At 41.9% G+C, this 14,756-nt stretch carries 11 protein-coding genes; 6 read left to right on the forward strand and 5 right to left on the reverse strand.

Going from position 1 to position 14,756, the window contains the following annotated elements:
* Positions 1 to 164: 164 nt before the first annotated feature.
* On the reverse strand, positions 165 to 1,769 hold the full coding sequence (locus tag Q4557_RS17200; RefSeq protein WP_303414235.1) for an FG-GAP-like repeat-containing protein: 1,605 nt from the start codon (positions 1,767 to 1,769) through the stop codon (positions 165 to 167).
* 696 nt (positions 1,770 to 2,465) lie between these two features.
* Here Q4557_RS17200 and Q4557_RS17205 point away from each other — a divergent pair.
* The 6 genes from Q4557_RS17205 (at position 2,466) to Q4557_RS17230 (ending at position 12,565) form a co-directional block, all read left to right on the forward strand.
* On the forward strand, positions 2,466 to 4,118 hold the full coding sequence (locus tag Q4557_RS17205; protein ID WP_303414237.1) for an L-lactate permease: 1,653 nt from the start codon (positions 2,466 to 2,468) through the stop codon (positions 4,116 to 4,118).
* Positions 4,119 to 4,189: 71 nt separating this feature from the next.
* Positions 4,190 to 7,000 carry an FAD-binding and (Fe-S)-binding domain-containing protein gene (locus tag Q4557_RS17210; RefSeq protein ID WP_102476605.1) on the forward strand — a complete coding sequence of 937 codons (2,811 nt, stop codon included), beginning with the start codon at positions 4,190 to 4,192 and terminating at the stop codon, positions 6,998 to 7,000.
* A 185-nt stretch (positions 7,001 to 7,185) separates the two neighbouring features.
* A complete protein-coding gene (locus tag Q4557_RS17215; protein ID WP_102436842.1) occupies positions 7,186 to 7,932 on the forward strand; it encodes an HAD-IIA family hydrolase in 747 nt (248 codons plus the stop codon).
* Positions 7,933 to 8,134: 202 nt separating this feature from the next.
* On the forward strand, positions 8,135 to 9,817 hold the full coding sequence (locus Q4557_RS17220; RefSeq protein WP_102436840.1) for a M28 family metallopeptidase: 1,683 nt from the start codon (positions 8,135 to 8,137) through the stop codon (positions 9,815 to 9,817).
* Between the two features lie 438 nt (positions 9,818 to 10,255).
* Positions 10,256 to 11,920 (forward strand): asparagine synthase B, encoded by a 1,665-nt coding sequence (gene asnB / locus Q4557_RS17225; RefSeq protein WP_102436838.1) that lies wholly within the window; start codon positions 10,256 to 10,258, stop codon positions 11,918 to 11,920.
* 153 nt (positions 11,921 to 12,073) lie between these two features.
* Complete coding sequence (locus Q4557_RS17230; RefSeq protein ID WP_303414242.1) at positions 12,074 to 12,565, forward strand: GNAT family N-acetyltransferase; 492 nt, start codon at positions 12,074 to 12,076, stop codon at positions 12,563 to 12,565.
* 103 nt (positions 12,566 to 12,668) lie between these two features.
* Here Q4557_RS17230 and Q4557_RS17235 read toward each other — a convergent pair whose 3' ends face one another.
* From Q4557_RS17235 to Q4557_RS17250, 4 genes are all read right to left on the reverse strand, one after another.
* Positions 12,669 to 12,863, reverse strand: coding sequence for a DUF1289 domain-containing protein (locus Q4557_RS17235; protein ID WP_102436834.1), 195 nt, complete (start codon positions 12,861 to 12,863; stop codon positions 12,669 to 12,671).
* Positions 12,863 to 13,213 carry a VOC family protein gene (locus Q4557_RS17240; protein WP_102530802.1) on the reverse strand — a complete coding sequence of 117 codons (351 nt, stop codon included), beginning with the start codon at positions 13,211 to 13,213 and terminating at the stop codon, positions 12,863 to 12,865. The genes Q4557_RS17235 and Q4557_RS17240 overlap by 1 nt, the downstream gene beginning before the upstream one ends.
* 86 nt (positions 13,214 to 13,299) lie before the next feature.
* Positions 13,300 to 14,001 carry a DUF445 family protein gene (locus Q4557_RS17245; protein ID WP_102436830.1) on the reverse strand — a complete coding sequence of 234 codons (702 nt, stop codon included), beginning with the start codon at positions 13,999 to 14,001 and terminating at the stop codon, positions 13,300 to 13,302.
* Between the two features lie 89 nt (positions 14,002 to 14,090).
* Positions 14,091 to 14,522: a GNAT family N-acetyltransferase gene (locus Q4557_RS17250; RefSeq protein WP_102436828.1), complete on the reverse strand. Its 432-nt coding sequence runs from the start codon at positions 14,520 to 14,522 to the stop codon at positions 14,091 to 14,093.
* Positions 14,523 to 14,756: the final 234 nt, after the last annotated feature.

Below are 14,756 nucleotides of genomic sequence, written 5' to 3' on the forward strand. Positions count from 1 at the left end.
GGGCAGGATGACTAATTAATAAGGGCAAGATGAACACAAACAGTGTTAATCATGCCCGTAATAAATCATTGCTTTAATTAAGTCATTATTAATTAGACTTTAGCTACTTAAGCCTTATTTATACCTTAGTTTTCCAAACGCTTTCAATAAACAGTTAAAACGCTTCATAGGCATTGGCGGCGATAGGCTTGACTGCCTTCATCGCTGATACTCAATACTGCACTAGCATCTTTGATAATACAGCGACCATCCTCTACTTTGGCCGTTATATTGGTGCCATTATATTCAAAGGCTTTAACGCTACATTGCTCAAAATTTAATGCATCGGTTACGGTTTGACTACCATGATCCCAGTTAGAAAACAGTGTATTACCTTCACTCCAAAAAGTATTTTCAGCTTCAATGCTAAAATCACATGCTTGAAACCTTAAGGCATATATTGCCCCTGTCACACCTGCGCCGCCGCCCATGTTGACAGTAATAGTGCCCTGCTCTCTATTAGTATCAACCAATGACATTGAGCGGCTAAAACGTTCCTCTGAAGCTAAAGATAAATCAAAGCCGCCCTCGGTTTCATTAATGCGGCTATAAGATTTAACGCTTTTATCGGGGTTTAAATACAATACATAGCCTACCCCTGCGCCATATTGATTCGCGCCAGTGATTAAATCGGCCACGCCATCACCATTTAAATCACCTGCTGCCACTAAGGCATGGCCAAAGTGACCACCAGCAGTGCCATTAGGGTTTGAATCTAAGGGAATGGTTTCATCAAAGCCTGCTAGACCTGGGGCAATTTTCAGCTTATCAACAACCTCATAAGTGTCACTATCAAGCGACAAAACCCAAATAGCACCCATACCACTGTCTGACTCAAATGCACCGACTGCGAGCTCTTGAGTACCATTATTATCAAGATCCCCAAGCAACGCTGACTCTCGACCGCCAAAACTATCATTGGCAGTTAACCCATCACCAAAGCCACCCTTATTGCTGCCTATGGTGACGATATCATCATCAATAACCTCTGCATTTTCATCAAAAAATAACAGTTGAATGCTGCCACCATCAACACTACTGGGTTGGGCGGCCACTAAATCGATTTTACCGTCTTCATTTATATCCCCAATAGCGCTCAGACCTTGAGCCACAATACCGCCATTTTTAACCATGGATTTGACTGTGCCATCGCGATTAAGGTGCAGAATGTACACAGCCGGTATACTGGCTGCGGGCGCCGATACGGCAATATCGGGAATAGTATCGCCGTTGTAATCACCAATGCCAGCAACGCCATAACCAAAAAAATCGCCCTCATCTAGGCTATCTGAAAACAGGCCTTGCACCATGGAGATTTTTTGATTTGCCTTGACGGTACCGTCTTGATTCATAAATAAAATATACACAGCACCGGCATCCGTTGCGCCGTCATCATCCGAGCGAGCACCGACGACCAAATCATCAATACCATCACCATTAATATCACCGGCATTGTCATGATCGCGGCCAAAACGATCGCCACTGTCCAAATCTGCTAAAAAACCAGACTCACCTTCGGCAATACGAACAACCTCACTTGGGCCAAATGCTACAAAGTCGCCTAAACTGGGTTCAGTGGGAGTGGTCTGCGGCGGTGTGCTGGTTGGTGGATTGACTATCTCGTCTGTGGGTAAGCCAGTACTATCATCTGAACCGCCGCAAGCTTGCAGCGCCAGTGTTATTGTTACGAGAAGTGTGAATAAGTTTGGTCGCGATTTATTGTAATCCATCAGTATTCCCTATTGCTGAAGTTGTTATTGTTAATTTGGATATCTCGAGGCTGTTTAGGTCGCTATCAAAATGTGACCTTGCGCACTTTTATAATGATTTTTTAATCAACACATTGTTTTTAAATCATCATATATGAAAAGCTAGCCAAACTACGTCAAGACAAGTTAAAGAAATGTAAAGCGGGTAGTCGCGATAAAATAAAGGTGTCAGCGGATTTGACCACAAGGCGGATTCTGAAGAGATAAAATAGCTAACGTTAAATAATCACCTTGAATTATACCTCTTTGGGGCTAACTCAAAAATTGAGTTCTTAGATATTGATGACGTCAGTTAGGCAGTAAAAAGAGCCTTGGGGGGCTTATCAAAAGCCATAAAATACTTGAGCAGCAAACAATCACAACAGACAATTTAACTTCTTTAACACAAAAATACAGAATAATCGCATTGTAACCATGCTAAAAAATGAGATCTTCATCACTATAAGTAATACCCGCTACAATTACAGCTCACACTTTGAGCTAGAGTATTAAACAATGTTCATCTAGATGATCTCGATCAAAAAGCAACATCCCTAAATGCAGTCTATTGTAGCCACTTTAGCAAAAGCGAATAATGGGTTTACGCTTTCGTTAACAAAGTCACTTAAACTAGTAAAAATCTAAAATATTATAATATGCACTCCAATAGAGGTACGCATGACCATATTACAACTGCTCGCAAGTCTGACACCAATCATCAGTGTCATGGTGTTTTTAGTTTTATTACGTATGCCCGCATCGAAAGCGATGCCGATATCTATGGTAGCTACCGGCTTAGCTGCTTTATTTATTTGGCAAATGGATACCACTTTAATCGCCGCCTCAGTGGTAGAGGGACTGTTATCCGCACTCACTCCTCTCACCATCATTTTTGGTGCTGTATTTTTACTTAACACCCTTAAATATTCTGGTGCAATGGATACTATCCGCGCTGGTTTTACCAATATTAGTGCTGATGCTCGTGTTCAGGTCATTATTATCTGTTGGTTGTTTGGCTCATTCATTGAAGGCTCAGCTGGTTTTGGTACCCCTGCAGCGATTGGTGCGCCACTATTAGTGTTACTGGGTGTTCCGCCGATTGCATCTGCCGTTGTGGCATTGATCGCTGACTCAACCTCTGTGTCATTTGGTGCTATTGGTTTGCCTGTGCTATTTGGTATCGAGCAAGGATTAACTGAAGGCGGCGTGAACATGGCTGCTGTTCAAATCGGCCAACATGGCGGTAATTTTGCTGACTACGCTCAGTATATTGCAATGCACATGATCACCATTGACTTAATCACTGGTAGTTTATTGCCTTTGGTCATGGTGTGCGTACTAACCGGGTTCTTTGGTAGAAACAAGTCTTTCCTTGAAGGTCTTCAAGTTTGGAAGTTCGCTATTTTTGCCGGCCTAGCATTCACTGTACCCGCTTGGTTAATTAACTATTTTGCAGGTCCTGAATTCCCATCAGTGATTGGTGCATTAGTCGGCATGGCTGTGGTTATTCCTGTAGCTAAAAAAGGTTGGTTACTGCCATCAACACCTTGGCATGATTTTGCTGAATCTGACTTTGATAATGCCGCGGTAACAGAGCAGTCTGCTACCCCTGCTAAATTCAGCCAAATGGCAGCATGGTCTCCTTACCTCATCATGGCTGCGTTATTGGTCTTGTCACGTGTTGTTGAACCATTCAAAGCCTTCTTAAACAGCTTCAATATCAGCTGGACTGGCTTACTCGGTACTGAATTAAAAGCAGGTTTTGCGACCTTCTATGCCCCTGGTATTTTCTTTATCGTGGTATGTTTAATTGGTTTTGTATTATTCAAAATGAATAGCAAATCTATTAAGCAATCATTCACCACATCTTGTTCTTCAATGCTGCCTACGATTATTTCTTTAGGTGCTTCAGTACCTATGGTGAAAATTTTCCTTAACTCAGGTGAAAACAGCGCAAACTTAGCATCAATGCCTGTAGCACTAGCTGACTTACTGGCTAACACTATGGGCGCGGTATGGGCATGGACAGCACCGGTTGTCGGTATCTTCGGTTCGTTCTTATCTGGCTCTGCCACTTTCTCTAATATGATGTTCTCTGGACTACAATATTCTGTTGCAGACAACATTGGAATGAACCATGCGCTAGTTTTAGCACTCCAAGGTATTGGCGCTAACGCAGGTAACATGATGTGTGTCATGAATGTTGTTGCTGCTGCTACTGTTGTTGGCATGGCAGGTCGCGAATCAGAAATCATTCGTAAGACCATGCCTATCGCACTAGTTTATGCCTTTGTTGCTGGTACTATCGCAGTCGCTTGGGGCGGTTTCTAAGATTGAATTAATAGCAAGCAATCATCAGGTTGCTTGCTCTCATTGTAGATAACAAAATATGAGTACAAAATATGACTATTAATTATCAAACAGTCATGGATGAGTTATTGGTTAAGTTAGGCAAAGATGCCGTTAGTAACGACCCTGTACGTCGTTTCGCTTGGTCAACAGATGCAAGTTATTTCAGAATTGTCCCTGAAATTGTTGTTCATGCAGATGACGTCGAGCAAGTTAAAGCCACGCTAGAAATTGCCAATAAACATCAAGTCCCTGTGACTTATCGCGCTGCTGGTACCAGTTTATCAGGCCAAGCCATTGGTGAAGGTATTTTGCTTATCTTAGGTCATGATGGCTTCAGAAAAATTGAAATCACTGAAGACAGCCAAAAAATCACTTTAGGCTCAGCAGTTATCGGCTCTGATGCTAACGCAGCCTTAAAGCCATTAAACAAGAAAATCGGTCCAGATCCAGCAACCTTAACCTCTGCCAAAATTGGCGGTATTGTCGCTAACAATGCCTCGGGTATGTGCTGTGGTACTGCGCAAAACTCTTATCAGACCATTGCATCAGCTAAGTTAATCTTTGCCGATGGTACTGAACTTGATACTGGCTGTGATCAGTCTAAAGCCGCATTTAAAGCAACACATGGTGAGTTACTGCAGTCGTTAATGGACTTAGCAGAAATGACGCAAAATAACCCTACCCTTGCGGCGCGAATTAAGAAAAAGTTCTCTATCAAAAATACCACGGGTTACAGTATCAATGCGTTAATTGACTATAGCGACCCATTTGACATCATTAACCACTTGATTGTGGGCTCAGAAGGCACACTGGCTTTCGTTAATGAAGTGACCTACCACACTGTGGAAGAAGCGAAATTTAAAGCTTCTGCCATGGCAGTATTTTTCAGTATGGAAGATGCCGCTAGCGCCGTACCACCATTAAACATTGATGCAGTAGCAGCAGTAGAATTACTTGACTGGGCATCGATTAAAGCCGTAACTGGTAAACCTGGCATGCCAGAGTGGTTGTCACATTTGCCTGAAGGTTCGGCGATTTTACTTATCGAATGTCGCGCAAATGACTCAGAAACCTTAGCGCAATACACTGAAACAGTAACCGCTAAAATAGCTCATATTAAAACTGAGCGCCCAATTACCTTCAGTGCCGACCCTGCGGTATTTAGTAAATACTGGGCAATGCGCTCGGGGTTATTCCCAATTATTGGCGGCGCGCGCCCAAAAGGTACTTCAGTTATCATTGAAGATGTGGCATTTGAATTACCACACCTTGCACAAGCTGCGGCTGATTTAACCGCACTATTCCATAAGCACGGCTACCCTGAAGGGGTTATTTACGGCCATGCATTGGCAGGTAACTTCCACTTTATTATCACCCCAACTTTTGCCAGCGACGCTGATATCAAGCGCTTCCATGCGTTTATGGAAGATGTGGCTGAAATGGTGATTAATAAGTACGATGGCTCAATGAAAGCTGAGCATGGTACCGGCCGTGCTGTCGCGCCATTTGTAGAAATGGAATGGGGTGCTGATGCTTATACGTTAATGAAACAAATTAAGCATATTTTCGACCCAACCACGTTATTGAACCCAGGTGTGTTATTAAACGATGACGCCGAAGTTCATGTTAAAAATATTAAACCTTGCCCAGTTGTGGATGACTTTGTCGATCGTTGTATTGAGTGTGGTTTTTGTGAAAAAACCTGCCCAACTTCAGCGCTAAACTTTTCCCCTCGTCAACGTATCGCAACCTTGCGTGAAATTGAGCGTTTAGAGCAATCGGGTGAAAAAGAAGCCGCCGAAGCAATGCGCGTCAGCTCAAAGTATGACGTGATTGATACTTGTGCAGCTTGTCAGCTTTGTACTATTGCTTGTCCAGTTGACAACAGCATGGGTAATTTGGTGCGTAAATTGCGTACTCCGCACATTACTACGACAGAACAAAAAGTACTCGACTTTCAAGCTAATCACTTTGGTTTAGTTAACCAAGCGATCAGTACAGGCTTTGACGCCTTAGGTGTTATTCATAAAATCACTGGTGATGGTGTCACCAACTCAATTATGAATGTCGGCCGTATGATCACTAAAGAAGTGCCATATTGGAATCCTGACTTTCCTAAGGGCGGCAAAGTCGCTAAACCATCGGCTCATATTCCTGGTCAGCAGACGGTATTGTACTTCCCTGCATGTGGCGGTCGTACTTTTGGCCCGACACCAAAAGACCCTAACAAGGTAACGCTGCCAGAAGTAGTTGTGACTTTGCTAGAACGTGCAGGCTACAACGTGATCACCCCAGACAATACTCGTGAGCTGTGTTGTGGCCAATTGTGGGAGTCAAAAGGTGATTTCAAAAATGCGGATGCTAAGCGTGATGAACTGATTGATACCCTGAGTGAGCTAAGCGAAAACGGTAAAGTCCCTGTGCTTGTTGACGCATTGTCTTGTACTTATCGCACTCTAACCGGTAATCCTAAAGTAGCGATTACAGATTTAGTTGAGTTCATGCACGACAATATTTTGCCGAACATTAAACCAAGTATCACCAAGAAATCTAGCGTGACCCTGCACCAAGGTTGTAGTGCCCGCAAGATGAAACTTGAGCCAAAACTTCAAGCCATTGCTGATGCCTGTTCTGAAACAGTGGTATTGCCAGATGGTATTGCTTGTTGTGGTTATGCCGGTGAAAAAGGACTTTATAAACCAGAAATTAATGCCAGCGCCCTGCGTAATATTAAAAAGCTGATCCCAGCTGAAACCAAAGAAGGTTACTACGCTAACAGAACCTGTGAAGTGGGCTTGACCCAGCACAGTGGCATTTCGTATCGCCATTTAGCATACCTACTGGAAGAATGTACTCGCTAGGCATTTAAGCTAAGCAAGTATAAAAAGCACTGAAGTTGATATTATCAATTCAGTGCTTTTTTTTTGTGCCAATTAAAACGACCTCCTCGATTGATTTAGATGATTTATCGCGCAAATTATGTTTGTATGAATGGGCAAAAAACCTTTTATGGATAGCATTAAAGATTAAGACTCGAGGCGAGTGAATGAAAAATATTATCTGCGACATTGATGGCGTTTTACTGCACGACAACAAGCTCATACCAGGAAGTGACAAGTTTATTCATCGGGTACTTGAACAAGGCAACCCACTGGTTATTCTCACCAATTACCCTGTGCAAACCGGAAAAGACTTACAAAATCGCCTTGGCGCTGCAGGCATTAACGTTCCTGAAACCTGTTTTTATACCTCAGCCATGGCCACCGCTGACTTTTTAAAGCATCAACAAGGCAGTAAAGCCTATGTGATTGGTGAAGGCGCCCTCACCCATGAACTTTACAATGCAGGCTTTACCATCACAGATATTAATCCTGATTTTGTAATTGTCGGTGAAACCCGTTCATTTAACTGGGACATGATCCATAAAGCATCAAAATTTATAGCTGCAGGAGCGCGTTTTATTGCCACCAATCCTGATACTCACGGGCCAGCTTATAGTCCTGCATGCGGCGCATTATGCTCACCCATTGAGCGTATCACTGGCAAAATGCCTTTTTATGTGGGCAAACCCAGTTCGTGGATTATTCGCTCAGCACTTAATCACATAAAAGGTCATTCAGATAACACCATCATTATTGGCGATAACATGCGCACGGATATTTTAGCTGGATTTCAAGCGGGACTAGAAACCATCTTGGTTACCAGTGGCGTTAGTCAATTTACCGACATTGATAAAGAGCCATTTAGACCTAACCATGTGTTCAAATGCGCAGGCGATATTGATGTGGTTTAAGCCATTATTTCCTGTTGATTAACATTAGGTAACATAATTTCAAGCCTATGCTCTTGTGTGATGCATAGGCTTGATTCATTATGCGGCTACAATAATCTTTATTGCCTTTATGCCGCTGTAGTTTTGTCTGAAATATCGTCTACAAATATAGCCTGTAAACCTGCAATAACACATAAAAACGATAACAATAGGAATAAGACCTATGAAGAAAATACTCCCCTTATGCGCACTTACCCTTTTAAGCGCCTGCAGCCAACAAAGTACTGATACCAATCAAAGTTTACAAAGTCAGCAATTAGCAGCAGAAACCAGCACCATCACTTTTGATGAAGCGCGTTTTAGACAAGATATTAAAACCTTATCCTCAGATGAATTTGAAGGCCGAGCGCCAACAACTCACGGCGAAAAATTAACCTTAGATTACCTAACAGCAGCTTTTGAAGAAATGGGCTTACAAGGGGCTTATCAAGGCAGTTATCTACAACCAGTGCCCATGGTCAGTTACACCGCCAGTGAGCAACAAGCGGTCAGTTTAGCCGGCATTGAGCTTAAATATCGCAAAGACATCGTCCTAAGCACCCGCCATGATAAAGGCGGAGTCAATATTAGCAATGCCCCATTAGTGTTTGTTGGCTACGGTATTAACGCTCCAGAATACCAATGGAATGATTATGACGGTCTTGATATGACGGGTAAAATTGCCGTTATATTAGTTAATGATCCAGGCTTTGCTAACCCAGAATCGAAAAAGTTTAACGGTAAAGCAATGACCTACTACGGTCGCTGGACATACAAGTACGAAGAAGCCAGCCGCCAAGGCGCCTTAGGCGCTATCATCATTCACGATACTGCACCTGCGGCATATCCATGGTCAGTTGTTGAAAATAGCTGGACAGGTCCACAGCAAGACTTGGTATTCAGTAAAGCGGTACAAGATGAGCGCATTGCGGTTGAAGGTTGGATAACCATGGACAGCGCTACTGCCTTATTCAAAAAATCAGGCTTTGAGCTTGATACTTTAATGGCCAGAGCCGCTAACAGCGCCATAAACATCGATCTTAAGCAAAGCGCAGATATCGCCTTTAGCAGCAAGGCAGAGTATGCCGACAGTTACAATGTTGTGGCCACCTTACCAGGTAGCGATGCCGCAGATGAACATGTGTTATTTACAGCTCACTGGGATCACCTTGGGGTTGACCCAACTAAAGACGGCGACAATATTTACAATGGCGCACTTGATAATGCCACTGGCACCGCGGGTATTATGGAAATTGCCCGCCAGTTTGCCAAACAGGCAAAAGCAGGAAACCCCTTACAACGTTCAGTTACCTTTATTGCCACCACAGGTGAAGAGCAAGGCTTATTAGGTTCACGCTATTATGCCGCGAACCCTATCTATCCTATTGATAAATCGGTGGCGGTATTTAATTTAGACAGCACCAATGTTTATGGTAAAACCCAAGATTACACCATAGTGGGTAAAGGCCAATCTGAACTTGAACGCTATTTAACAGAGATAGCGACATCGCAAAATAGAACGGTCACCCGTGAACGCAATCCTGCATCAGGTGGCTTTTTCCGCTCAGATCATTTCAGTTTTGCAAAACTCGGTGTCCCAGCTGTATTTGCCGGTGGTGGTAGTGTGCCGTTAGATGAGCAAACTGCCCAATACAAACAGCAAATGCAAAAGTTAATGAAAGGCTGCTACCACAACGTCTGTGATCATTACCGTGAAGAGTGGGACTTATCAGGCGCGCTGCAAGATATTAGCGTGTACTACCAAGCGGCAGAAACATTAGCCAACAGCCAAGATTGGCCTGGTTACTATGAAGCTTCTGAGTTTAATCGCCTTCGACCAGCGAAAACTGAGTCAATAACCAACTAGGGCCAAATTAATTTTCGTGAACTTGGCGCTTAATTTGAGCATGCCAATAAAAAGATAAAATCAGCAATGCCGTTTTGTGTTAATCATAAAGCGGCATTTTTGTACAAATAACACCCAAAATAACAATGTTTTTATTGGTTTTTTATTTATTAATTTTGATTCCATAATCATAAAATCTGAGTCTATATCCACACCGTTAAATATAGATACCTCAACAAAAACTCACTATATTTAAACGATCCTCAAAATTGATAGCTTCAAAGTTAGATTTTGCCGCACCAAAAGGCTAATTTAACAAGAATAATTCAACAAAAGAGTTTGTGCACTGATAAAAATGCTGTCAAAGTAGATTTCAGATACAGATCCTTAAGTTTGTAATCATCAATTTTAAGTGACCTTTTAAATTAGATTTAACCTGATATTTGCTGGAGCCACATTATGTGTTCAATTTTTTCGATTTTAGATATCCAATCAGACGCTAAAGAATTGCGTCAAGTGGCTTTAGAAATGTCTAAGCTATTGCGTCACCGTGGACCAGACTGGTCTGGTGTCTATGCCGATGATAAAGTCATTCTTGCCCATGAAAGACTTGCCATTGTCGATGTCGATCATGGCGCTCAGCCATTAATCAGTGAAGACGAAACCATTGTGCTGGCGGTTAACGGTGAAATTTATAACCACAAACAACTGAAAGCTGAGTTAGGCGACAAATACCGCTACAAAACCAACTCTGATTGTGAAGTTATCTTGGCCTTATACCAAGAATACGGTGTCGATTTTTTAGATAAATTAAACGGTATTTTTGCGTTTGTGCTTTACGATAAAACTCAAGATGCCTTCTTAATTGGCCGTGATCACATGGGGATTATTCCATTGTATTCAGGCCGCGATAGCTTAGGTAACTACTATATTGCATCAGAAATGAAAGCTCTAATGCCAGTATGTAAAACCGTTGAAGAATTTAAACCCGGCCATTACCATTTCTCAAAAGATGGCAATTTAACCCAGTATTATCACCGTGACTGGCGTGATTATGACGCAGTAAAAGATAACCCAGCCAGCAAAGAAGAATTACGTGATGCGCTAGAAGCCGCTGTAAAACGTCAATTAATGTCTGATGTCCCTTATGGGGTATTGTTATCTGGCGGCCTAGATTCATCGGTAATTTCAGCGATTACTCAAACTTATGCTAAGCATCGTATCGAAAACGACGGTGAAACCGATGCTTGGTGGCCGCAACTGCATTCATTTGCAGTGGGACTTGAAGGCGCACCAGATTTAATCGCTGCCAAAAAAGTTGCTGATTCAATTGGCACTATTCACCATGAAATTCATTTCACCTTCCAGGAAGGTTTAGATGCGATTAAAGAGGTGATTTACCACTTAGAAACTTATGATGTCACCACCATTCGTGCAGCCACGCCAATGTACTTAATGGCCCGAAAAATCAAAGCTATGGGCATTAAGATGGTACTTTCAGGTGAAGGTGCGGATGAGTTATTTGGCGGTTACTTGTATTTCCATAAAGCGCCAAATGCACAGGCATTCCATGAAGAATTAGTCAGAAAGCTGGATAAATTACATTTATTTGATTGCTTGCGTGCTAACAAAGCCATGGCAGCTTGGGGACTAGAAGCCCGTGTACCATTCTTAGACAAAGAGTTTATGGATGTGGCAATGCGTATTAACCCTGAAGCCAAGATGTCTAAAGATGGCCGCATTGAAAAGAACATTCTACGTGAAGCCTTTGAACACGCTCTTCCCCATGAAGTGGTATGGCGTCAAAAAGAGCAATTTAGTGATGGTGTTGGTTATTCATGGATTGACGGCCTAAAAGATATTGCCGCAGAACAAGTTGATGACTTGCAGCTCGCAAATGCTAAATTTAGATTCCCATACAACACCCCAGAATCTAAAGAAGCTTATTACTACCGCTGTTTCTTTGAAGAGTTCTTCCCCCTAGAAACCGCAGCCGAAACAGTGCCAGGAGGCAAAACGGTAGCCTGCTCAACCCCTGAAGCCTTACTTTGGGATGCAAGCTTACAAGGCATTAACGACCCATCAGGCCGTGCCGTTAAAAATGTGCATGACAGTGCTTATTAAGCATAATCTAGTGTCATAAGTCATTTAACAGCCATCTAAATTATAGGTGGCTGTTTTAGTTACTGTTCACCAATTTTCATTAATGATTCAATTCAAACTTTATTCGTTTCCAGTTAAACTGCAGCTACAACTTCCACCATATAAAAAGCCACTATGACTGCCGTTTCCATTTTTCATCTTGAAATGCTTTGCCTTGAACAATTCAATCCCAAATTAGATGCTAAAGATCTCACCGTCATCAAAGCTGAAAAACAACAATTTGAATTTAATAAATTTTTATATCAGTTTGTGGGGAGTGCTTGGCAATGGACCGACAAGTTGTCTTGGACTGATGAGCAATGGCAAGCTTACAGCGAGGCTGACAACTTGCATCTGTATGTGGCTTATTTTCAAGGCTCACCAGCGGGCTACTTTGAGCTGCAACAACAAGCACAGGGTAACGTTGAAATCATGTATTTTGGTTTAGGCAATCGTTTTATCGGCCAAGGAATGGGCGGTTATTTACTAAGCCAAGCCATTGAGAATGCATGGGCACTTTCAGGCACCCAACGCGTCTGGGTTCATACCTGCTCTTTAGATCATCCTAGTGCCTTACTCAATTATCAAGCTCGCGGCTTCAAACTGTTCAAAACTGAGATCGAATAATAACTCTAAACCCATGATGATTTAAAAGCCCCATTATCCAAAAAGCGCTGCTAAACATGTCGTTTAGCAGCGCTTTTTAATCTGCATAAATTTAATCGCTCGATTAATAGGGCTTTCTTTGCTCTGCCCTAATTTTTAAACTATCAACTAAAGCCAATTTTTCAGCATCATTCATAGTATGCCAAGCAAGAATTTCATCATAGCTTCGGTGGCAACCAAGACAAATATCAGCTTCATCTAAGCAGCAATTTGCCATACAAGGATTACGTGGGCCATTCGGGCCACTGGAGGCGATCATTATTCTGACCAAACGGCATATTCATTGCCGTTAACATCGTCAAAATGAAATCGTTTTCCGCCAGGAAAGTTAAATATCGCTTTAACAATACTGCCACCAGCAGCAATAATGTTCCGCTGGCTAGTTTCTAAACATTGGCTGTATAACACGATAAGTGGGCTACCACAGCTCACCTTGAAGTTTTCATCAGCAACATAAAAGCCGCCTTCAATACCTACATCTAAAAAGCAGCTGTATTCAGGGCCGTAATCTTTAAATTGCCAACCAAATGCTTCGGTAAAGAATGCCTTTGTCTTGATCAAGTCTTTAACCGGTAATTCGATATAGTTAATCTTATGATGCTGGGACATTGACACTCCTTCAATTTAAACTCACTCGCTTAAAAGTAGTGGAGATTAGGACTATTGTCGATTATAATCGAGCAAAGCAAGAAAACTTACGCTTGTACTAACGCCGCTACAGCACCAATGATACCGCCAAATACGCCGCCCCAAACAACCAGCCAGCCTAAATGTTTACGGATCATTTCTTGAATAATATCTTTAACCATTTCTGGGGTTAATTCATTTAAACGTTGCTCAACAATATTTGCGACTTTCGCTTGTAAGTCCGCCATCACGTTGGGCTGTTCTAACTCGTTTATAAGGATTTGATTAAACGCTTCACTTTGAGCAAGGTCAGTCAGCGATAGCTTCATTTTTTCGATAAAAGGCTCTTTTAACGGTATTAAAGCTTCTGTACCGCCAAACATTGCTAGCATTCCACCAAATGATGATTGCTCTACAGTAGTGATTAACGCATCAAATGATGGCTCTAAATCCACCTTTTCAATAACGGGTGTTAAGTCTATTGCTGAAGCATTATTTTCCGTCAGTAATCTATCAATATTTTCTTGAGTAAAAAACTGCTCCATCATCAGATGCTTAATGCCACCTTTAAACTCTTCAAAGCGAGATGGGATCACACCTGAGCCATATAAGCCTGGTACTTTTTCAAATAACATATGCACTGCCAGCCAGTTTGTCACTGCGCCTGACAAGGCAAATAAACCAATAGTAAAAACCACTGGTAAAGCTAAAAAATGCCCCGCAACAACTAATGCAGCGGCGATGACATTGACTATTAAACTCTTGTTCAATCTAAAATCCTCGGACATAAAAAAACCTTTGGTATTTTATCAATTTCCAAAGGTTATACTAGGGGCTGACTCAATAATAAAATTTATAACTAAGGTTCACTGTGGTAAAGGTACATTCCCTCAACTTCAGTCATATTCGTCAAGCTTGAGCTTAGCTCATTTTTATTGACCTGAGTTCGTTTTACAAAAAGGACCTCTGTGCCTAGTGCTAACGTTTTAGCTTTATCGAGCAGAGCAGTCGCGATCCCCTTGCCTCGAAACTCTTCAGCAACGAACACATCATCAAAATACCAAACCGATTTTAATAATAAAGAAGAATAGGATGGGTATAACTGAACAAAGCCTAATGCTTGTTCATCTTCTAACGCCACGAATATCATCGAATCATTTTCAGCTAAACGGGAGGTAACAAAGTGGCGACATTTTTGCGGTTCAGCATTAAAGCCTAAACTTTGCCTATAATCATCAAATAATGTGACTAGAACATTGAGATCAAGTTCAGAGGCGAGTCTAATTTGCATCCTTGCATCCTTTTTTTAAGAGAATCAAACCATACAGTTGCTACATCTGAGTAAGAAATTACCCTTGTCTATTACACCACGAGATAAAGCATTGATTAATCTATATAGCTAACCAAGACAGGTAATTTGATACCACAGCAGCCCAAAAATCTAAATGAAGAAATTATTCATTAATACATAAGCTTAATTTGTAACCTCGCAATTGTCTATTTAAAAAGCAAATGAAGATAAATT

Origin of the sequence: Shewanella sp. 5_MG-2023 (genome assembly GCF_030547465.1) — a bacterium.
Classification (GTDB): Bacteria; Pseudomonadota; Gammaproteobacteria; order Enterobacterales; family Shewanellaceae; genus Shewanella.

What these genes read in the sequence shown, in the direction of transcription:
- Q4557_RS17250 (WP_102436828.1), bottom strand. Translation starts at nt 14,522, where the DNA reads ATGCAAATTAGACTCGCCTCTGAACTTGATCTCAATGTTCTAGTCACA.
- Q4557_RS17215 (WP_102436842.1), top strand. Translation starts at nt 7,186, where the DNA reads ATGAAAAATATTATCTGCGACATTGATGGCGTTTTACTGCACGACAAC.
- Q4557_RS17205 (WP_303414237.1), top strand. Translation starts at nt 2,466, where the DNA reads ATGACCATATTACAACTGCTCGCAAGTCTGACACCAATCATCAGTGTC.
- Q4557_RS17230 (WP_303414242.1), top strand. Translation starts at nt 12,074, where the DNA reads ATGACTGCCGTTTCCATTTTTCATCTTGAAATGCTTTGCCTTGAACAA.
- Q4557_RS17220 (WP_102436840.1), top strand. Translation starts at nt 8,135, where the DNA reads ATGAAGAAAATACTCCCCTTATGCGCACTTACCCTTTTAAGCGCCTGC.
- Q4557_RS17200 (WP_303414235.1), bottom strand. Translation starts at nt 1,769, where the DNA reads ATGGATTACAATAAATCGCGACCAAACTTATTCACACTTCTCGTAACA.
- Q4557_RS17235 (WP_102436834.1), bottom strand. Translation starts at nt 12,863, where the DNA reads ATGATCGCCTCCAGTGGCCCGAATGGCCCACGTAATCCTTGTATGGCA.
- Q4557_RS17210 (WP_102476605.1), top strand. Translation starts at nt 4,190, where the DNA reads ATGACTATTAATTATCAAACAGTCATGGATGAGTTATTGGTTAAGTTA.
- asnB (WP_102436838.1), top strand. Translation starts at nt 10,256, where the DNA reads ATGTGTTCAATTTTTTCGATTTTAGATATCCAATCAGACGCTAAAGAA.
- Q4557_RS17240 (WP_102530802.1), bottom strand. Translation starts at nt 13,213, where the DNA reads ATGTCCCAGCATCATAAGATTAACTATATCGAATTACCGGTTAAAGAC.